Source organism: Streptomyces sp. NPDC001393 (assembly GCF_053597455.1).
Genome location: NZ_JBSFIH010000043.1, coordinates 20,098 through 39,299, shown reverse-complemented (window position 1 = coordinate 39,299; position 19,202 = coordinate 20,098). Strand labels below are relative to the sequence as shown.

General features: G+C 69.2%; 14 protein-coding genes and 5 pseudogenes. 6 read left to right on the top strand and 13 right to left on the bottom strand.

Annotation, left to right across the window (positions count from 1 at the left end):
* Positions 1 to 172 precede the first annotated feature (172 nt).
* A complete protein-coding gene (locus ACWC2T_RS33500) occupies positions 173 to 1,777 on the bottom strand; it encodes an FAD-binding oxidoreductase (protein WP_450674094.1) in 1,605 nt (534 codons plus the stop codon).
* Between the two features lie 62 nt (positions 1,778 to 1,839).
* On the opposite strand from ACWC2T_RS33500, the gene ACWC2T_RS33495 reads away from it, so the two are divergent.
* Entirely contained in the window at positions 1,840 to 2,478 is a 639-nt protein-coding gene (locus ACWC2T_RS33495; protein ID WP_450674093.1) for a TetR/AcrR family transcriptional regulator, read from the top strand.
* Positions 2,479 to 3,162: 684 nt separating this feature from the next.
* On the opposite strand, the gene ACWC2T_RS33490 is transcribed toward ACWC2T_RS33495, so the two are convergent.
* Positions 3,163 to 4,125, bottom strand: coding sequence for an alpha/beta hydrolase (locus tag ACWC2T_RS33490; RefSeq protein ID WP_450674092.1), 963 nt, complete (start codon positions 4,123 to 4,125; stop codon positions 3,163 to 3,165).
* A 131-nt stretch (positions 4,126 to 4,256) separates the two neighbouring features.
* Here ACWC2T_RS33490 and ACWC2T_RS33485 point away from each other — a divergent pair, with 131 nt between their 5' ends.
* Positions 4,257 to 4,910, top strand: coding sequence for a TetR/AcrR family transcriptional regulator (locus ACWC2T_RS33485; protein WP_450674091.1), 654 nt, complete (start codon positions 4,257 to 4,259; stop codon positions 4,908 to 4,910).
* Between the two features lie 117 nt (positions 4,911 to 5,027).
* On the opposite strand, the gene ACWC2T_RS33480 is transcribed toward ACWC2T_RS33485, so the two are convergent.
* From ACWC2T_RS33480 to ACWC2T_RS33445, 8 genes and pseudogenes are all read right to left on the bottom strand, one after another.
* Positions 5,028 to 5,201, bottom strand: coding sequence for a hypothetical protein (locus ACWC2T_RS33480; protein ID WP_450674090.1), 174 nt, complete (start codon positions 5,199 to 5,201; stop codon positions 5,028 to 5,030).
* A 371-nt stretch (positions 5,202 to 5,572) separates the two neighbouring features.
* Positions 5,573 to 5,938, bottom strand: coding sequence for an SDR family oxidoreductase (locus ACWC2T_RS33475; protein ID WP_450674089.1), 366 nt, complete (start codon positions 5,936 to 5,938; stop codon positions 5,573 to 5,575).
* A gap of 673 nt (positions 5,939 to 6,611) precedes the next feature.
* Positions 6,612 to 7,157, bottom strand: a complete 546-nt coding sequence (pyrE, locus tag ACWC2T_RS33470) for an orotate phosphoribosyltransferase (protein WP_450674088.1) — start codon at positions 7,155 to 7,157, stop codon at positions 6,612 to 6,614.
* A 124-nt stretch (positions 7,158 to 7,281) separates the two neighbouring features.
* Positions 7,282 to 8,115, bottom strand: a complete 834-nt coding sequence (locus tag ACWC2T_RS33465) for a PIG-L family deacetylase (protein WP_450674087.1) — start codon at positions 8,113 to 8,115, stop codon at positions 7,282 to 7,284.
* 282 nt (positions 8,116 to 8,397) lie between these two features.
* A pseudogene (locus ACWC2T_RS33460) lies at positions 8,398 to 8,688 on the bottom strand (transposase); the annotation flags it as partial.
* Between the two features lie 186 nt (positions 8,689 to 8,874).
* Positions 8,875 to 8,949 (bottom strand): annotated as a pseudogene (locus ACWC2T_RS33455) (DUF4360 domain-containing protein); the annotation flags it as partial.
* A gap of 281 nt (positions 8,950 to 9,230) precedes the next feature.
* A pseudogene (locus ACWC2T_RS33450) lies at positions 9,231 to 10,198 on the bottom strand (DUF1152 domain-containing protein).
* Between the two features lie 368 nt (positions 10,199 to 10,566).
* Positions 10,567 to 10,761 (bottom strand): annotated as a pseudogene (locus tag ACWC2T_RS33445) (universal stress protein); the annotation flags it as partial.
* Between the two features lies 1 nt (position 10,762).
* On the opposite strand from ACWC2T_RS33445, the pseudogene ACWC2T_RS33440 reads away from it, so the two are divergent.
* Positions 10,763 to 10,933: pseudogene (locus ACWC2T_RS33440) on the top strand (IS256 family transposase); the annotation flags it as partial.
* Between the two features lie 1,563 nt (positions 10,934 to 12,496).
* Here the strand turns inward: ACWC2T_RS33440 and ACWC2T_RS33435 are convergent.
* Complete coding sequence (locus tag ACWC2T_RS33435) at positions 12,497 to 13,444, bottom strand: aminoglycoside phosphotransferase family protein (RefSeq protein ID WP_450674086.1); 948 nt, start codon at positions 13,442 to 13,444, stop codon at positions 12,497 to 12,499.
* Positions 13,445 to 14,310: 866 nt separating this feature from the next.
* Here ACWC2T_RS33435 and ACWC2T_RS33430 point away from each other — a divergent pair.
* On the top strand, positions 14,311 to 15,309 hold the full coding sequence (locus tag ACWC2T_RS33430; RefSeq protein ID WP_450674085.1) for a DUF6215 domain-containing protein: 999 nt from the start codon (positions 14,311 to 14,313) through the stop codon (positions 15,307 to 15,309).
* A gap of 496 nt (positions 15,310 to 15,805) precedes the next feature.
* On the opposite strand, the gene ACWC2T_RS33425 is transcribed toward ACWC2T_RS33430, so the two are convergent.
* A complete protein-coding gene (locus ACWC2T_RS33425) occupies positions 15,806 to 16,321 on the bottom strand; it encodes a hypothetical protein (protein WP_450674084.1) in 516 nt (171 codons plus the stop codon).
* Between the two features lie 300 nt (positions 16,322 to 16,621).
* Here ACWC2T_RS33425 and ACWC2T_RS33420 point away from each other — a divergent pair, with 300 nt between their 5' ends.
* Together ACWC2T_RS33420 and ACWC2T_RS33415 are read left to right on the top strand one after the other, a co-directional pair.
* On the top strand, positions 16,622 to 17,053 hold the full coding sequence (locus ACWC2T_RS33420; RefSeq protein ID WP_450674083.1) for a YrdB family protein: 432 nt from the start codon (positions 16,622 to 16,624) through the stop codon (positions 17,051 to 17,053).
* Between the two features lie 312 nt (positions 17,054 to 17,365).
* Entirely contained in the window at positions 17,366 to 17,863 is a 498-nt protein-coding gene (locus ACWC2T_RS33415; RefSeq protein WP_450674082.1) for a hypothetical protein, read from the top strand.
* A gap of 34 nt (positions 17,864 to 17,897) precedes the next feature.
* Here the strand turns inward: ACWC2T_RS33415 and ACWC2T_RS33410 are convergent, their stop codons facing one another.
* Positions 17,898 to 19,130, bottom strand: a complete 1,233-nt coding sequence (locus tag ACWC2T_RS33410; RefSeq protein ID WP_450674081.1) for a hypothetical protein — start codon at positions 19,128 to 19,130, stop codon at positions 17,898 to 17,900.
* Positions 19,131 to 19,202 lie beyond the last annotated feature (72 nt).

Here is a 19,202-nt window from a genome sequence, read left to right as displayed (position 1 = left end):
TGCGAGCGTGGTCAGTTCCCCACGCGCGGGAACAGTTCGGTCGGCCGGCGGGCTCTGTCCCGACCCAGGACCGCGGCGGGGGCAGGCATCAGATGGTGCCGGGTGGCCGTACTCGATCGTGGCTGTGCTGCGGACCGGCCGTACGTCATTCACGCTTTCTGTCGCCGTCCTGTCAGTCGATCAGGACACCTGGGTTGAGGATGCGGTTGGGGTCCAGGGCGTCCTTGGCGGCGCGCAGCGCCAGGGCGAAGGGCTCCGGGCGCTGGAGGTCGTAGCCGGGGCGGTGGTCGCGGCCGACGGCGTGGTGGTGGGTGATGGTTGTGCGGTAGCGGTGCAGGACGTCATTCGCGGCGGCCTTGATGTCGTCCCAGACCTCAACCTCGTCGCCGGGTCGTCCGGCGACGGCCACGGTGAAGTAGGGGGCGGCACCGTCGGGGTAGACGTGGGTCAGGCGGCAGTTGATGGTGGCCGGGTGTCCGGTGGCCTTCAATGCGGCGGCGCCGACCTGGGTGCGGACGGTGTCGATCAGGGCGGGAATCTTGTCCCAGGTGGCGGCGGTCTCGAAGGTCTCGATGACGGCACCCATGCGGGCCAGGCCGTCGCGCAGGTAAGGCATGCGCAGGAACATCGAACGCCAGGCGCTCGCAGCCGTATCGGCCGGAGCGTCGTTGTCCGCCGTCAGCCCCCTGCTGCGGCCGCCGTGGGCGCGGGCCAGGTCCAGGGCGCTCGTGAGGCGGTCGTCGACGCGGGTGGTGGCGGACTCGAAGCCCAAGACCAGGACAGCGGAGCCATCGTGCGAGGCGCCGGACAGCAGTGCCTCCCCGGAATCGAGCAGGCGGCAGTTGGCCGGAGCGAGGTCGGACTGGGCGATGGCGCGCACCGCGTCCAGCGCCTGGTGGAAGTCGGCGAAGGCCACGGACGTTGAGGCCTTGTATCGCGGGCGCTCCTGCAGACGCATCCACGCCTCCGTGATGACGCCGAGCGCGCCCTCGGAGCCGAGGAACAGGCGGTCCGGGGATGGTCCGGCGCCGGATGAGGGCAGGCGCCAGGACGTGTTGGGGCCTGCTGGAGTGATGACGTGCAGGGACTGCACGAAGTCGTCGATGTGGGTGTGGACGGTGGCAAAGTGGCCCCCGGCCCGGGTGGCGAGCCAGCCGCCGAGGGTGGAGAACTCGAAGCTCTGCGGGAAGTGGCGCAGGGTGAGGCCGTGGGGCCGCAACTGCTCTTCCAGCACGGGGCCGAGCGCGCCGGCCTGGATACGGGCCGAGCGGCTGACGGTGTCGATCTCCAGGACCCGGTCCATCGAGGTCAGGTCGAGTGACAGTACGGCGCGGTGGGCGTCGCCGCGGTATTCCACGCCGCCGACCACCGAGGAGCCGCCGCCGAACGGGATGACGGCCACACCGTGCTCGCCGGCCCAGTCCAGCAGGTCGGTCACCTCGGCGTCGGCGGTCGGTCGGGCGACCAGGTCGGGGATTCGGCCGAGCCGGCCCCGCAGGGCCCGGATGACATCGCGGTAGGCCTTGCCCATGGCGTGAGCCGCGCGTGCTTCGGGATCGGCCGTGACCAGGTGCGCCAGTGCGGCCGGGGGTGTCACGCGGGGGCGGGCCATGGGCAGGTCGGCGATGCGGGGTACCGGCAGCGGGCGGGCCAGGGTGCCCGGCAGCAGAGCCCCCATTGCGGCGCATTCGGCGTCATCGGGGTGGGCGTCTGCGTAGCCCCAGCCCCACCAGGAGCGGGTGCGAGAGGTGCGGGAGGCGTTCGCGGTGGCAGGCATGGCGCTCCCAGCGAGTCGGTAATTTACCCAAGGGTAAATTACCCTAGGGTAAGATTGAGTTCATGACAACGCTCTCCTCCAGGGCCGGCACCAAGGGCGTACCGAGGGCCGCGCGCGAACGACAGGTCCTGGACGCGGCCACCGAGGAGTTCGGCCGCCACGGCTACGAAGCCACCACCGTGGCCGCCATCGCCGCCCGCGTCGGCGTCACCAAGCCGCTGCTGCACCATTACTTCGGAAGCAAGCAGGACCTCTACCTCGCCTGCCTCACCCCGATCGGCGACCGACTGCTGAGCGCCCTCCGCGCCGCGATGGCCCAACAAGACACCGACGCGCCGCCCACGCCCCTGCCCGTGCTGGATGCCCTCTTCACCGCTCTTGACGGGCAGCGCGAAGGGTGGTTCGTCCTCTACGACGCCACACTGCCGCCCGGCAGCGACGCCGCCCGACGCGCGGCGTACTACCGCGGCGCCATCGATGATCTTGCCGCGATCGGTACCGCCGACCTCCTCCGCGCGGCCGGGTCCAGCGACCCGCTCGATGCCGACGCCCTCAAATACGCCTGGCGCGGCCTGTGCACCGCCCTGGTCCGCTGGTGGGTCAACCACCCCGACCAGTCACCCCAAGCAATGACACAACGCTGCGCACGGCTCTTCGCGGCCAGCCGCACCATCCTCGCCGCCGACGACGAGAACACGTGAGCCGGACTGACGCCCCACCCTGGAGGCGTGCCGGCGCTTGAGAGACCCTCGGCCTGGCCGGATCCCAGCCGGGCACGGCACGACGCCCCGAACCAGCCGTGAGGGGCGGGACCACGGCTGACACGCTCGATTCGCATGACCGTATGCGGCGTCCGTGGAGCGACCGTCTACTCCGTTCCGAGCTGCGTTCAGCTCGGTTCTCGGCACAGGATGTGCCGCCCTGCCTGTGCCGACACGGGGATCCAGCGGCCTGTCACACACCTCGCACCGCAGCCCGCTCGGTGGCACCGGCGGCAGGGGCACTCTTCGGCTGCCGCGCTGCACGCTCTCGAGACTCCCGCTGCGAGTCACGCAGCCGCGCTTGACGGCCCTTCGGCAGCACCGCGCCGGCCGACTCCAGGTCCAGCGAGCCGAGCGCCACCGAGACACACTCCAGATCATCGAGCGCGCACGGCGGATGGTGCAGCCCGAACACCGACAAGTCCCGGGCCTCCCACCATGGGTGGCGGCGCATGGGCGGCCGCCCGCTTTGGGCGAACCGGAGGGGACCAGGCCCTCGGCGGTGCGGCGGACGCCGGTCTTCGCGGCCGGCACGGTGCGGTCGCTGTGCAGTTCAGTTCAGTGCAGCGCGACCGCGGCCACTCTGCTGGAGGCCCGCCAAGGGTGGGCCGCATCGTTCCTGAGTCACTTTGCCAGGGCCGCGGAGAGGAACTGGAGGATCTCCGCCTGGGCGGCCTCGGCCTGTGGTTCCACGCCGGGCAGGGTGAGGAACGCGTGCTTTGCTCCCGGGTATTCGGAAAGCCGCACGGAGGTCCCTGCCTCGCGTAGCCGCTCGGCGTAGCGGCGGCCGTGGTCGGCGACCGCGTCCTGGGTGGGCACTACCACGAGCGCCGGGGCGAGTCCGCTCAGGTCGTCCGCGTACAGCGGCGAGACTGCGCTGGCGTCGGTTCCCGGCGGAACGGCGAGCCGCTGGAAGAGCCGCAGTTGCGGCAGGGCCCGGGTCGGGCTGTATGCGTACTCGGCGATCGAGGGGTAGTCGAACATCGTCTCGGTCACGTCGACCGCGGGGTTGACCAGCACCTGCGCCTTCAGCTCCAGGCCGGCCTCCCTGGCCCGGATGGCCGTCAGGGCGCTGATCAGCGCGCCGCAGCTCTCGCCGAAGACGGCCGTGCGGACCGGGTCGACGCCCCACTGCGCGGCGTGCCGTACCACGTGGTCGAGCACGTCCCAGCCGTCGTCGGCGGCATGCGCGAGCGGGCTGCCGGGGGTGAGGAGGCGGTGCTCGACCGAGACGACTAGCGCGGGCAGTCGGGCCGAAAGGTGGCTGTTGGTCCAGTCGCACTGCACCGCCGTACCCACGAAGCTGCCTCCGTGGACATGCACCACGAGTGGCAGGTCGGTCCCGGTGGCGGCTTCGTCGTCTCCTGTCGGAGCCGGCCGGTGGACCCGGACCGGGAGGTCGCGGCCCGGCAACGCGATCTCCCGCCATTCGATCGCGGCGCCGGGGTCCGGCTCTCCGAGGATCGTCCGCGCCGCGTTGGAGGCTCGGAAGCGGTTCTCTGCGTCGCGGTAGACGTGCAGTTCCTCGGTCGTGATCGCCGAGAAGTCCGGCGCCGGCGGGCGCGTCGTCGCGCTGGTCTCGCTCATGTCTTCTCTCCCCCTCCCGGCCGAATGCCGGGGATGTCGTCGCGATCTGGCAGGACGTTGTCCTCAGTATGCACGCAGTGCGTGCATCGGCAAGTGCATGGGTTAGGCTGAGTCTGGACGAGAGGGGCGAGATGACGGGCCGAAGGCGATGGTCGACCGAGGAGATCCTGGACACGGCGACAGAACTGCTGCGCGCAAGTGACGCCGAGTCGTTCAGCGTGCGCAAACTCGCCGCAGCGCTCGGGACCGACTCCTCCAGCCTCTACCGGCACTTCCGCAACAAGACCGAGCTGCTGCGCGCGGTCGCCGACCGGATCCTCCTGGCCGCCATGGACGGCCACCGCCCCGAGGGCGACTGGAAGCAGCGTGTCACTGCCCTGGCCCTGCGCCTGCGCGAGGCCTTCGGCGAGCAACCCCAACTCGCCGTGGTGTGGGGACGCTATGCCTCCGGCGGCACCGGATCCCGATTGGTCATGGAGGAACTGCTGCAGGCCCTGCGCGCATCCGGCCTGCCCGACGAGAAGATCCCGGTGCGCTACCACCGCATCGTGATCCTCCTCGCTGCGCTGATCGCCTCCGAGGCCGGGATCGGCACCCTCGCCCCCAAGGAGTACGAACAGGGCATGGAGCAGTTCCGCGTCGCGGTGCTCGGCGCCGATCCTGAACACTTCCCCGCCCTGGCCCACTTCGCCCGCGACATCCGCCCCCTCGGAGCAGACCGCCGCGCCGCGTTCGAGGAAATCCTCGCCGCCCAACTCGCCGACATCGAGGCCCAGATCCCGTGACCCGCCGGATCACGAGTGCGAACAGCGGGGACAGGGCTCGGCAGTCGGCGCCGGTGAGCCGCCACATGTTGTGAACGAGCAGGCGGTCAGTATTCAATCGGCAGAGGACTCGTCATGTCAGGTGTCGTCAGGCAGCGGAGGGAAGTGCTGCGCTGCTGCGAAGACGCCGCGGCAGTTGGCCTGTTCCGCAGAGGAGTTGAGGCCGCCGAGGGAGGCCAGGTAGGTGAAGTGGCCATTGTCGACGCGGGCGACGAAGGCGAAGGAGTCGGGGGCGAATCTGTCATCGTCCATGACGTTCCCGGCTGTCTGCTTGACCTCGGGTACACCACGGCCGGAGCCGATCAGGGTACTCGTGTGCCTCCGGAGGTCGAACGAACTGGAGAGCAAGTCTTCACCGCACTGATGGCCCAGGCCGACGTGGACCTGGCCTGGGCCGTGTTGGTGAACCGCAACGTCCTCGGCGCGCCGGCCGGCAGGAGAAGGGGATGGGCGACGGCACTGAGACGACGTGGCGGCCGCCGTCCACGGTGAGGACGTCGCCGGTGGTGTACGCGGCCTTGGTGAGGTAGTGGACCGCCTCGGCCACGTCCTCGGGCGAACCGACGGGGCGCAGGGGGGTTGGCGGTGATCCAGTCGCGGGAGTTCTCCCAGACCTGCTCGGCCTAGTCGTACCAGGGTGTGTCGATGAGGCCGGGGGCGATGGCGTTGACCCGGATGAGGGGGCCGAGTTGGGTGGCGAGCAGGCGGGTCAGGCCGGCCTTGCTGACGGCGTAGGGGATCGAGTTGCCCAGAGCTCGGGTGCCGCAGACCGAGGAGATGTTGACGATCACGGCAGCGTCCGACTGCTGCGCCAACTCATAGTAGAAGGGGAGCAGTTGGGTCTGGCAGCCACCCGCCGCGTGCTGGCCCTTGGCCCACGCCAGTTGCTCAACATCTACGGCCCCACCGAGACTACGGTCTTCGTCACCGGCGACGGCGCCGATCGGCACGCCGTAGTCGTCGGCGGCCGGTCGCGGTGGCCAGCCCATCGTTCCGCCACCTCGAGGATCCAGTACTCGTCAACGTGCAGGATCACGCGGCGGCACCCGGTTGCCGCTGGCCGTACGGGGCGTCGAGTTGCTCCTCCAGACCGTCAAGGAACGTCCCGCGCTCGTCGATGAGCCGCTTCACGTACTTGGTGCGTCCAGCCGCTGTGCGCGCGGCGCGGCCTTGCCGGCCTCCAACACGCCATCTTCCAGCCTGACCTGCGTCTGCTCTTCGCAGAGGTCACCCCCTGGCAGCAAGGTAGTAGCAAGCGGCGGGGCACTTACGGAGTCGGCCCCGCGCATCTCCGGGCCGTGCCCACAGGACGATCCGGCGTCGGCCGGTCTCGACGAATAGAGACCATCCCGGTTCGGTCGGGAGCAGACCATGCCGATGCTCATGATCCGACATCCATTGGAACATCCCGCTCGCAAGGGGGCCGGATGCTCAGCTTGTCCGGCGCACTCTCCTCCCCCGGTGCCCGGCTCGGCCTCGCCGCAGAAGAGGGTCCCCACGGTAACGCTTATCAGCCGTCCCCGACACCCACCTGCGCCACACCCGCTTCTGCGCACCACAGACGACTGCGGCAGAGAGCGGCGCACCTCGTCGACGAGTCCTCCACCCGCCCGTCGCCATCACCGAGACGCGCGGGCCAGAGCGGCCACCAGTCCCCACCGCTCAGGCGGCAGCCGCCCGCAGGTCCGCTGCCGTCAGCAGCGACAACAGTCCGATGCCCTCGGCCGCGAGGGCATCGGCACCGCCTTGCTCACGGTCAATCACGCACAGAGCCTCGTGCACCTGAGCCCCCAGACCACGCAAGTCCGCGGCCGACAGCACGATCTGTCCTCCGCTGGTGACCACATCCTCGACGACCAGCACCCGGCGTCCCTCGATGTCGGCGCCTTCGGCGAGTCGGCACGTGCCATACGGCTTGGCCTGCTTGCGCACGAACGCGCAAGGCAAGCCAGTGTGTCGGCCGAGCGCGGTCACCACCGGGATGCCGCCCATCTCCAGACCGGCCAGAACCTCGGTTCCGGACGGCACCAGCGCAGCCATCTGCCGGGCGATGTCATCCAGCAGGACCGGGTCCCCCTCGAACCGGTACTTGTCGAAGTACTCCGTGGCGGAACGCCCGGACCGGAGCGTGAACTGCCCGGTCAGATGGGAGGCGGCATGGATACGGCGAGCAAGATGGGAAAGCGTCACAGGCGCCCAGTCTTCCATCTGCCCGCTCCGGTCAGGACACCGACTCCCCCAGGGCCTCCAGCCATCGGCCGTCACGCTCCACAACGACACCCGGAGCAAGAAGCCGACACCGCGAGCACCAGGACCCGTACGAGGGTGATGATCAGCGCAGCCCGGCGAAGAGGTCATTCTCGGGCACGGCCGCGCCGGTGGTGTCCTTTACCCGGACGAAGGTCTCCACGCCCATCAGCTCTGTGAACCTCTCCTTGCCCATCCTCAGGAAGAAGATGTTCTCGCCCTGGCTGGCGTGCGCAGCCAGCGCATCGAACTTCTGACCGCCGAAGTCGGTGGTGTCCACCCAGGTGGTGATCTCCTCGTCCGGGAGTCCGATCTCGGGCATCGCGGCGTCCCCGGCCGGATCCGGCTCCTCCCAGTCCGCGCCGAACTCGCGCATGACCTCCCCGAACCGCTGCATCATCGAGCGTGGTGCCGTCGTCCAGTACACCTTCGGAGCCATCCCGGTCATCGCCAGCGCCGCCATCGTGATGCGGTTTGCCTGGATGTGGTCGGGGTGACCGTAGAACCCGTTCTCGTCGTAGGTCACGACCACATCGGGCTGGTAGTACCGCAGGAGTTCGGCGAGGCGGGCTGCGCCCTCCTCCACGGGTGTCTGCCAGAAGGCGCTGGGGGCGTCGTTGGTCGGCCAGCCCATCATCCCGGAATCGGCGTAGCCCAGCATCTCCAGATGACTGACCTTCAGGACTTCGCAGCTCGCTTTGAGCTCTTGACGCCGCATCGCGGCGACGGCCTCCGGATCATGCCCGGGCTCACCCGGCTTGACACCCCCCGGCCCGTCACCGCAACCGCCGTCCGTACACGTGACGAGCACCGTGCGAACGCCTTCCTCCGCATAGCGCGCGAGGACACCTCCGGTTCCGGTGGCCTCGTCGTCGGGGTGAGCGTGCACAGCCATCAGTGTCAAGGGCCGGTCATTCATGAAACAGTCCTCCGGTCAAAGGGTGCTCGGTTCGAGTCTGCCCTGCCCCGGCCGGCGGTCGCCCCCAGTATCGGGGTGACCAGACGTAGGGCAGAAAAACAAGAGCCCAGGAACACGTCAGGGCGGATGACCTGTTGCTCTCTGCTCCCCGCCTGCGCGATGCCGGTCCCTCGGCCAGTCCAACAGCTTCGATCGGACTGGCTGTTCCCGCCGGGCGCGATCACGTCCTCTGGAGTGGTGTGTCGAAGGCCACTCGATGATCTCGTTTGGGGTGCTATGCAGTCATCCGGTGCGCAGGATGTTCTGGTCGGTTGCTGACTCGATCAGGCGGAGGTGGGCTTTGGCAAGCAGTTCGCGGCTCATGCAACGGCGGGCCTCGGTCCATTCGTCGTTCTGCTCGGCCAGGACCGCGCCGACGAGGCGGATCAGGGCGGTGCGGTCGGTGAAGGTGCCGACCACGTCGGTACTGCGGCGGATGTCCTTGCTCAGGCGTTCCTGAGGGTTGTTGGACCAGATCTGCCGCCAGATCACGCGCGCGAAGGCGGTGAAGGGGGTGAAGGCGAGCAGGTCGTGCTGGCCTGTGTCCAGCTAGTGGGCGGCCTGGGGGAACTTGGTCTCCAGCACGTCCAGCACGTGAAGCACGTGCCGCATCCGGGCCTGGACGGCATCGGCATCGGGCTGCGCGAAGACGGTTCGCAGCAGCTTGCCACAAAGGGCTGGGCCGACTTCGTCAGACGCGTGCGGCCCGGTCCACTCGACCGGGCACTGCTTCCACGCCAGGTAATACACCGTCCTGATGTCCCCGTCGGTCGAGTTCATCGTCATGAAGCCGACCGTCAGCGCCCCATCGACCCGCAACAGCGGTATTGGGTCGTCGGGATAGTCGGCGAACTGCTGCCGGACATCGCCGAGATCCACGCGACAGCAATGTGTGCAGCCCGAGTGGAGTTATCCACAGGCCCGGCCGGGATGTCAGAGTCGCGTGCCAGGATCAGTCGTATGCACAAGCACGCCTTGCTACCCGCGGAACCCCACACGAAGCAGGGCTCCCGTGCCGTTAAGGGGAGGCTCGGAGTCTCGCCCATCGGGCAGGGGCCTTCGTACTGCCTCCGGGCTCAGTGCGGGAAAGCGCGGGGCGGCCGCTGCCGGGGCAGCTCCTCGCGGAAGGCGGAGATGGCGGAGCTGATCTGGCGCATCAGAACCGTGTCCTCCAGCCGGTCGATGTAGAGGTTCGCGCGCGCCAGGGCGGGCAGGTCGACACAGAAGTACAGCGCCATCAGTGGATTGACGAACAGCTCACTGCCGCGGGTGCGCTCGGTGAAACGTACGTCTCCGAACTCCCCCTGTACAGCGGCGGCGACGGACCCGTGGACGATGCTCGGATGACTCGCATGGCTGCGCTGGGCATCGACCACCGCGTCGAGAGATAGGCGGCACCCTCAACGCTCTCGCGAGGCAGCGAGAACGCACCCAGATAGCCACCTGCGCGGTCCAGGCCGGCCAGGTTCTCCAGCACCAGTGAGTGGTTGACGCCGTGGTAGGCGTCTACGCCGAAGCCCACGCAGCCCACGAGCCGGTGCGGGACCTCGTCCAGGCCGGCGACGGCTGCCAGGCTGGCCATGTCCTCCTCCGGAGTGCCGAGCCCGTGCTCGTCCCCGCGCATGAGGATGTCGGTCCCGCCGTCCACCAGTACGACCGCATCCACGCCGCCCAGGTGATCGAGCAGGGCCCGGTAGGCGGCGCGCAGTGGCTGGACACCCGTGCGGGGGAAGGCGTACACGGTGTCGGGCAGTTGCCGCGAGTGGAGCCAGCGGGCGAGGGAGCGCTCGGGGAAGTAGTCGCCACGCAGTGGGGTGTCCGGGCGGACGGCGGCCACGTCTTCCGCGACCCAGGAGTCCAGGTCCAGGCCGTACAGGTCGGCAAAGGACAGGCTGGCCAGGTGGACCTCGGCACCGGCCGACCGCAGCGCGAGGGCCAGGGGCAGTCCGGCGTAGACGTCGAAGCCCCCGCCCGCACCGGCGACGAGGACGCGGCGCGCCTCGCGCAGGCGGCTGAAGAAGACGGGCTCACGGAGGGAAAACACCACCCGACCCTAACAACGCCCGGGAACGGGATCCGCGGTCGCCCTCGGCACGGGCCATTGGACGGATCATTGCACCGCGCGACCTGCCGCTCTGCCCCCGAGGGAGCGGACGAAGGCAAGCCCTGCCGGCACCAGCGGGGAAGGGCCATGCATTCAGGCGCGGACGCGGGACGCAATCAGTCTGCGGACTTGAGGGCCTCACCGTGAAGCAGCAGCCGTCCCCCTCTTCGACAGTTGGCAGGCCGCCGGATGGTGTCCCGCCGAGTCGCGTAGTCGGTCGAGGGTCGTGAACACGGGGGTGTCCGCTCGGGGCGTGCACCCGCTGTCCGATTTCGTCAACCCACCGCTGGAGCGGCAGAACCGGGAAATCAAGCGGTAGGCCGACGCCGTCCAGGTCTTCCCCAATCCTGCAGCAGGGTGTGGCTGACCCGGCCGAGTTGCAGACCGAAGTGGCCGTGCCGGCGCTGAGCGCCGACGACGATCAGGTCCGCCTCGGCCGATTCCTGCAGGAGGACCTTGTGGGCGGTACCCTCGACCGCCTTGCGACGGACATCGACCTCTGGGGCGGCACTGGACCGGCTGGCCTCCGGGGTCCTGACCGAGCTCCATGACGAATGACAGGTCTTCGACCGCCGCTACCTCTCCGAAGGCTCCATGGCCGAACTCCTCAACCCCCAGCCGACAGGAGAGGACCGCCGGCTTCCCCCACCGGAACCGAATCAGCTCGACCGGTGACTGCACCACTTGGTTCGATGTCTTGCTCGGTAGGAGTCCCCCGCGGGTTCTCTCGACCACTTCGTGCCTCGTTCTCGGTGGCCAGGTCCCCTTCCGCGGCACGCGCACATAGGGCCGGACGCCGAGACGCCTCTCGGCGCGAACACGGAAGTCGAGGGGCCTTCACCCGGTGGACGACCGGCCGGACGGGAAGTCATATCCCGTCGGGGGGAGGCACGATTCGCGTCAGCCGACTCGGGCGGGGCATCGCCAGGGCGCAGCCGTCTTACCCAGACGGTCACCCCGATCCAAGCAGGCCAGAGCACCCACCGGTTGCGGTGAGGCAGCCGAGGCGGGCGCCCTCCCGCCTTCAACCGTGAGGCGTACAAGCAGCGCAAGATGGTCGAGTGGTGCATCATCCGCCTCGAGCAATGGCGTGGGATCGCCAACCGCTGCGACAAAACCGCCACCAGCTGCCTGGCCGGCCTCCATGTCTCAGGCAACTCCTCTGGTCAGCCCGCTGATGCAGGCGGAACGGCCTGGCGGTGCGCGTCGCGATACCTGGGCAGCCGGGGGCGCGGCGGCAGGGAGTAGTCGTCGCGCAGGACGCCCTCCGGGAGGACCCCGGTCGCGGGTATCGGCGAGGAGTGAATCCCCGGCCCCGCCAGCCCCACGGACCGGCGCCAGGCCCGGCGGGGAGATGCCGGCTGACGGCGTGGCCGAGCAACTCGGCGACGGGACCGACGGGAAGGTTCACCGGGTGGCCTTCGGTGACCGCCACGAGATGGGCCAGTGCGACTCCGACCGCCGCCTCCCAGCGACGGCTCCACGACCGTCGGATTCGACAGGCGGGACGCGATGCTCAGCACGTTCCAGATCGCCCAGTCGGGAGGCGGACCGGCCGAGATGCCCGAGGGACGGCGCACGACCGCGCCGGGCTCCTGCCACACCGACTGCCACCTTCCGCAGTCGTCCAACCGGGTAGCCACAGCCCGCCCGCACCCCTCGCGCGCCAGGTTGGGACCGGCCCGGCCATCCAGACCCCGGCAGTACCCTTCGCAGTCGTCAGGGATCAGGGTCATGGACCGGGAGTCGCCTGGGGCGATGACGATCCTGTTCCTCGCGCCGACGAAGACGGAGTACACCGGCGCGAACACGCCCTGCCGAGCAGCCGCGTCCGCGCCGGGCTCCTGCCACAGCCGCAAGGGCGGTCCGGTGGGCTGGGGATCGACGGCGTACGTCGCGGGCTCCATCAGCGGAGGGTGGAGTTCTGCCCACCCCCCTCGTGGTGGGTGTGGACGGGGAGGGCGACCCGGGACACCGGCGCCGTCAGCTCCGTGCCGTATCCCGCAGACGCGAGCGCGTCCAAACAAGCTCCCCCTCGCCCCGGCTCCCGGGGATTGGGCCTCGCCCGCAGCGGAGAACCCACCGAGACTCGGAACAACTCGCAGGGCGCTTCTTTCGGATTACCTCGGCGCCCTCATCGTCCCGCCCGAGACCGGCCACTCTCCGGACGCAGTGCCGGAACCGTGACTGCGTGTCCTGTGTCAGTGAAGGCTGAGCAAGGCCCCGAAGTTTGAGTGATCAGGTCACTTCTTCGGCGCCGGGGAAACTGGGGCGGCGGATCGTCGCGGTGAGGCGTCGCAGCGCGGCCCGTCCGGGCGGGCCCCAGGTGCGTTTCCCACCCGGACGGCCGTGAACGCCTGCCTCTCCGATGAGGATGCAGGCGAGGGCTTTCAACAACGCCCAGCCACGGGCGCGGCGCAGGGTCGCCGGGTCCGGGGCCGGCTGATAGGCGTCGTAGAAGCGGTCGACGGCGCTGTCCGGCAGCAGTATCCACGCGGCGGCGAGGTCGCAGGCCGGATCGCCCGCAGAAAGGTCGCCGAAGTCGATCACGCCGCAGAAGGTGCCGTCCGCGGTGAGGACGTTGGCCGGATGCAGATCGCCGTGCAGCCACAGTGCCGGCCCCGTCCAGTCGGGCGCGGCGACGGCGTCTTCCCAGACCGCGCGGACGGCGTCCGGGTCGGGGATGAGCCCCGACTCGGTGGCGGAGGCCAAACCATGGGCGAACCCCTCGGCCTGCTCGGCCAGCGGACCCCCACGGTCACGGCCGGCCGGCGCCCCCTCGGGAGCAGGTCGGTGAAGAGCAGTCAGGAAGGCGGCCAGGGTGTCGGCTGCCTCCGCAGCGCGGGTTACGGGGGCACGGTCGGCGGGCGTTCCCGGCACCCAGGTGGTGACGATCCAGGGCCGCGGAAACCGCTCGGAGGGCTCGCCGAGGCGCTGCGGGACGGGGACCGGCAGGGGAAGATGCGGGGCGAGAGCGGGAAGCCAGGCGTGCTCCTTGAGCAGCAGCGCGTCCGCGGACAGCGTCGCCCAGGGCAGCCGGACGGCGAGGGCGTCGCCGAGCCGCCACAGCTGGTTGTCCCAACCACGCGCGCCGAGCCGCACAGGCAGACCGGCCAGGTCCGGGTGCTGGTCGTGCAGCAGATCCCGGACCAACTCGGCGGTGATCTCTATCTCGGCAGGGGTCATGCGGAGCCACGATAGCGGGATGGTGACCCGCCGTTCGTGACATCCAGCACTGCGTGCCGCTCAAACTTCCATGGCGGCACGGCCTCACCGATCACCAATCTTCCATGGCGACGATCAAGGTGCGGGTGGCACACTCCGTCCAGTTCTGCATGCGGCAGGGCTCGCGTCGAGCCACTCCAGGGGTTCGGGCGGACTGCCGACGCACGTACGCCGTACGCCGCGCTGGGCGTGCCCCGCCCCGGCGCGCTACGGCACCACGCCGACACCCGTCGACTCCGGCCAGCTGCTGATCCACCCGTACGGGGCGGCGCCGGGACTGACGCCGGCAGCCCGGGGAACTGCGCCTCCAGGCCCGCGCCCGGACGGACGGGCATGACGACGCACCCGGTCCGCCTCCGCCGTTCAGGGCCGGCGGCACGGCCGTCAGCGGGCAGTGGAGGACCGACGTCACGACCGCCCGCCGTACCCAGGGGTCCCGGGCCAGGCTGGGGCAGCGACGAGAACGCGGTCATCCGACTCGCCGGGAGGCCAACGGATCCGGGCGTGTGCCGCTGACGTAGGGGCGGGTGACAGGCCGTCAACCAGGCGACGGGCGGCGGCCGCCGGGCCGGGCACGACGGGCCGGGCGGAAATACAGCAACGACGTCGACCCGAGACCGCTCACGCAGGGCAAGGTTGCCGACGCCACCTGCTTGCTGCCGTCAGCCTCCTGGGCCTCGGCCAGGACGACACCGCGGCCGGTCGGCGATACAGAATCCAGTCACCGTCACTTTGCCGAACCAGATCCCGACCCAACCGCCCACGATGTGCCCGGAACTGTGGCTTCCACCACGGCGAACGCGGACCTGTCCTGATGAGATCACCGGATGCTCGGTTTCCTCCCCCGCCTCCTGCCGTTCTGGGTCCGCGAACCCCTGCTCATCGCGGTCGGGTCCGTTCTCGGCGTACGCATCATGTATCTCGCCGTCCGCGATCACGACGAGGTGGCGGCCGGTCTCGGCGTCGTGTTCCTCGTGTTCACCGCCATACGCGTCCACGCGGTGGTCCGGGCCCTGCGCGCACGCCGGAACCCGAATCCGGCGCTCCCCGCGGACGAGGCAGCAGGCGATGCCACTGTCCGGGCCCAGGCCGCAGTCGGGCCGCGTCCAAGCCCGGACATTGCCGAGAAGGACCACAATGCCTGGGGCCAGGCCGTCGCGGCCGTGGCTGTGTTCGGGGCACTCGCGGCCGCGCTGTGGGTGGCTCCGCACGTGCTGCCGTACGACGACAGCACCCCGCAGCCCGCCTCGTGTCCGGGCAGGCAGGACGAGGAGCTGCCAAAGGCCTACACGCACACGCCCCGGGCTGTGACCGGTGAGGAACTGTGCAAGGCGCTCAACCGGCCCGACCTGGCCCAGCTCCTTGGAACTCCTGCAGAGACCGCGACCACGGCGTCCGGCACCAGCAACACCGCTCCCCTGACTGATGGGAAGGTCGCCCAGCCGGAGGCCGAGGTCACGTTCGACACGTACACCGTGGATGTCTCGGCCACGTACAACGAGCTGTCGACGGCCCAGTACGTGAAGCTGATGAAGTTCGGGGATGAGCAGGACATCAGGACGCTTACGGTTCTCGGCCGGCCCGCGGTCCTCTCCTCGGATCACACCATGAAGTTCAAGATCAATCTCGGCAGCGGCGGATCCGGCGGACCGGTCGAACAGGGCCCCCTGGCAAGAACGCTGTCCGTGGCCCTCGACCGCAAGGACCGCGGCGGCTACTACGACATCACCGTGTGGAGCGCCTCCGGAACCCTCCCGGAGGACAGCGTTCTCCTCGGCATCGCCGAGAAAGTCCTGCCGACGGTCACCGAACGTCCTGTTCGATGAGACGCCGAGACGTCCTCGGCCTCGAATGGACCGGCCCACGTTGCACCGTGGGCAACGGCATCAGTCCTGCGGCACGATACGGGCCGCGATCCCCCTGACCCCGTCGGTTGAGGCTGTCGGGATGTGACCAGAGATGCTGTTCGTGACAGTTGTTTCCTCCCTGAAGCAAGCGGTGATGAACGGCGTGGGACCACAGCTGCCTCTGTCTCATCCAAGCAGCCAGGGGCAGTCTCCCTGCGACGATTGGCTTCTCGTCGACTCTCGGCCGAGCCGAGAAGTCGGAATCGGCCAGGGCAGCCGCGGGGGTTCGGCACCTGTGGCGGCAGGCTGGCGTAGGCACTGACGGTGGCGGCGGCACGCCTTCTCCACGGCCATGGGGAGCCTTGCAGGAGGTGGCGGCGATCGACCACCTCGAGCGCGTTGTGGCGCTATGGAACGTCAGGTGGTTCCCCGCCCATGGCGCCGACTTCCCCGCCCCATCGTTGGAACGTGCGGATCACGGCTCGGGAGTCCATTCCGCGGGAGGGTGCGTGCGGCTGTAGTGGGCTCCTCTGGTGCCGTAGCGGGCGAGGTGGAGGGTCTCACCGTCGATCTGGATCTCTGCGGGTGGAGGGTTGGGAACGGAGACCCGCGGGTGGGCATAGGGGTGGCCTTCGATGAAGACAGGCTCCCGGAAGTGGTTCCGGGCGTCCGCCCAGTCCTGTGCCCGCTCGCGGGTCCGCGGGTTCTGTAGGGTCCGCGGGGCGGACGGGTCGTGGTTGTAGCCGTTGAGGCTGCGCACCAGAGCTTCGCTGTAGACACCCTTGACCCTGAAGTTCTCCAGGTCATCCGCGCGTACGATCATGTTGATGTACCGGCGGCCGTTGCCTCGGTGCCGGCCCACGGCAGGCCAGCGACCGTGGCCGGGGTCCCAGCGGACGGGCGGGAGCCACAGCAGGGCGCCTGCGCGGAAGTGCTTCGTGCCGTGCTGGATCTCGAGGCCGCTCTCGCCGTGCGCGGTTTCTCTCGCCACGTTGGCCACCAGGCACCAGCCCAGCAGCCCGTCTCTTCTTCGGTAGGTCCCGTGTCTGTCACGCCTAGAACATTGAGGCACGAGACGCGGCACGAGCTAGCTCTTATCATCTGAGCCAACCGGAGCAAACCTCCTGCGGATCACCAACCGCAAGAGGCATCCGCCTCGTTCAAACATGTGGGCGGGAAAGTTGGGGCTCCAGGTGGGGAGTTAGGTGGCTCTGGCCGCTGATTTGTGAAAGCCCACCCCACGCGGCGCCGCTTTGGCATGCTGGGTTCCCTGGTCCAGCGAGAGGACTCCATGCCAACACGCCCTGCCGCCGCGGTCGTCATAGACGAGCGGCGCTGGTACGCCGCGAACGAACTCCTGGCGTTTGTGGTGGAGCTCGCCGCTCTGGCGTGCCTGAGCTGGTGGGGATTTGCCGTGAGTCACGACCAGGCTCTTCGTATCCTGCTCGGCGCGGGAACACCCCTGCTGGCCATGGTGCTGTGGTCCTTGTTCGCGGCACCCAGGGCCCGGCTGCGGCCCAGGCTGTCGCTCGTGCTCGTGGTCAAAGCGGCAGTGCTGGGTGGTGGAGCAGTGGCCTTGTACGCCGTCGGGCATCCTGGTGCCGCCGTGGCCATGGCGGTTGTCGTGGTCGCGAATACAGCTGTGGCCGAGATCTTTCGCCGCAGGCCGCCCGCCTCGCACACAGGGCAGGCGCCCGCTGACGGCTCACCGGCTTCCGGCTGAGCATTCACGAAGCTGCGGGCAGATCCAATTACGTGACCGCCGACAGGCGCCTGCTGGATGATGGCCTGCTGACGGTCATCCAGCAGGCACGGCATATGATTTCGGCACGGGAATGCGGCCTTCGGGGACCGAGCACCCGTCCTGCTCTGGGACGCGTGCAAGCGGACCGCGACGAACAGCACCGTCCTGGACAGCGTCTGCCAGTCCACGACCACCAACCGCGCGCTGCCCAAGTGGCGTGACCACACGGACGACGGCGAGGCCGACCTGTTCGGCCGGGGCGGCAACGGACTGAAGGTGTCCGTGGGCGACGTGACGAAGCTGTCCGCGGGGCGGCGCGCAAGCAGTTGGCCGACGGCCGGGCTCGTGCTGCCGTTCGGCGACCTCGACGGTGACGGCTCCTACAAGGACGTGGTCGGCGGGCTTGACCTGTCCGGGAACGGCCGGGCCGACCTGATCTCTCTCGACAAGGACGGACGCGCCTGGCTTAACCGGGGCAACGGCCACGGCGGCCTCGACACCGGCCGCAGGTCGGCAAGGCCACGAACTGGTCGGACATCCGCATCTCCTGACGTCGCGGCCCCGGGCCAGCGGGACTACACCGTCCCGGGGAGCCGACTCCTCGTCCGCTTCCGGCAGTTCCGCCCGGACCGCATACGCCGACCCGGCCGCCGTAATGGACGGGAAGCGGAGAAGCGGGTGCTGCAGCGCGGTGCGCAGTTCGCCGTCGTCGTGGGTGAGGCCGGTGCGTGGCAGGTGCACGCCTGGTTGACCAACACATCGTCTGCTCATCAAGCGACACCACGTTGAGGTAGGTTACTGTCAGGAGCGAGTGGTTCGGGCATCAGATCTTTGCATGCCCTCGTGCCGGGTGAGCATCCCAACGGACCGTGGCCGACGTCTTCTTGAGCAGGTCCTCACAGGTCAACCCGGGATTCCAGGAGTCGTCGTGGTTGAGCATGCGGTCGATGAGGGGGATGTCGTCCGCGGCGTCATGGGTGGGCTCGTACTGACAGAACTCCTGGTCGACAACGCGTTTGGAGTCGACGGACAGCAGTAACCCGTTGGAGGCCAGGATGGTCTCCGAAGTATCGTTGTCATCGAGGACGTAGCCCACGAACGTGTAGTGACCGTCGTGCTCGACGTTCAGGTGCGGGAATTCCGGGTCCTGCTGAATGCCCTCCTGCGTCACCACGGCGGGGACGCTGTTGAGGGTGATCACCTGGGCGGGCAGCCACATGCGATCGTCGGACTGCTTGAGTAGGGAACACGTCATCAGGACGGCGACGGGGAGAAGTGTGTACGTCGCCACTCCCCACATACGCCAAGGGCTCCGGGCGGGCACAGCCGACGTCTGAGCCTGGCCCGGGCCGCCGCCGTCATCCGTGGTCCCGTCCGTTGTACCCGCCGTCGCGTCGGCCGTCGCGTCGGCCGTCGTGCCGTCCAGGCTCGGTCGTCGGGACGCGGATCGGCGTCGCCAAGCACAGAGAGCCAGTGCGCGGCCGACATACAGCACCGCCAGCCAGGCGTAGATCCTGAAGAGGTCGACGGGTTGCCATGTGCACTTGTGGTCGGTGTCGTAGAACTCTTCCACGTAGGCGGTACTGATGAACGCAGCGAAGGTGCCTCCCAGCAGCCAGAGCGCCGGGCGGCGGTGGTCCCAGATGACGCGGCGGAGCCAGGAGCGGGGAGGAGATTCCGGGCGTTCGAGGATGAGGCGCACCAGGAGGAACGCCGTCACCGCCCCGCCGATCACACCGATGAAGCGGATGAAGGTGTCCAGCACCAGGGCGGTCACGTTCAGCGTGCCCAGCAGTTCCAGCATGGTCGTACGGTCGCCGTGAGCGATCAGGTAGATCCGTGTTCCGGCAATGAGCGTGGGCAACAGGCCGAGGAAGAAGAACAGGTACTCGGCGAGGCTGGCTTCACCTTGCCCCGGGTCGCCCTCCGCTAAGTGGTCCGGCCCGTCACCCGGGTCGGGCTGCGCATCCGGGTTCGCGTGCGGGTCGGTGGCTGGTGTGGTGTCCGTATCGGCTGCTGCGGTCGCAGATGTTCTGCTGCCCTGCCCGCTCGTCACGCCTGGCCCCCTCTACTGCCCAGTTGTGCGCAGACACCAAAGTAGCGGGGCGCGGTTGGTCTGGCCAGGTAC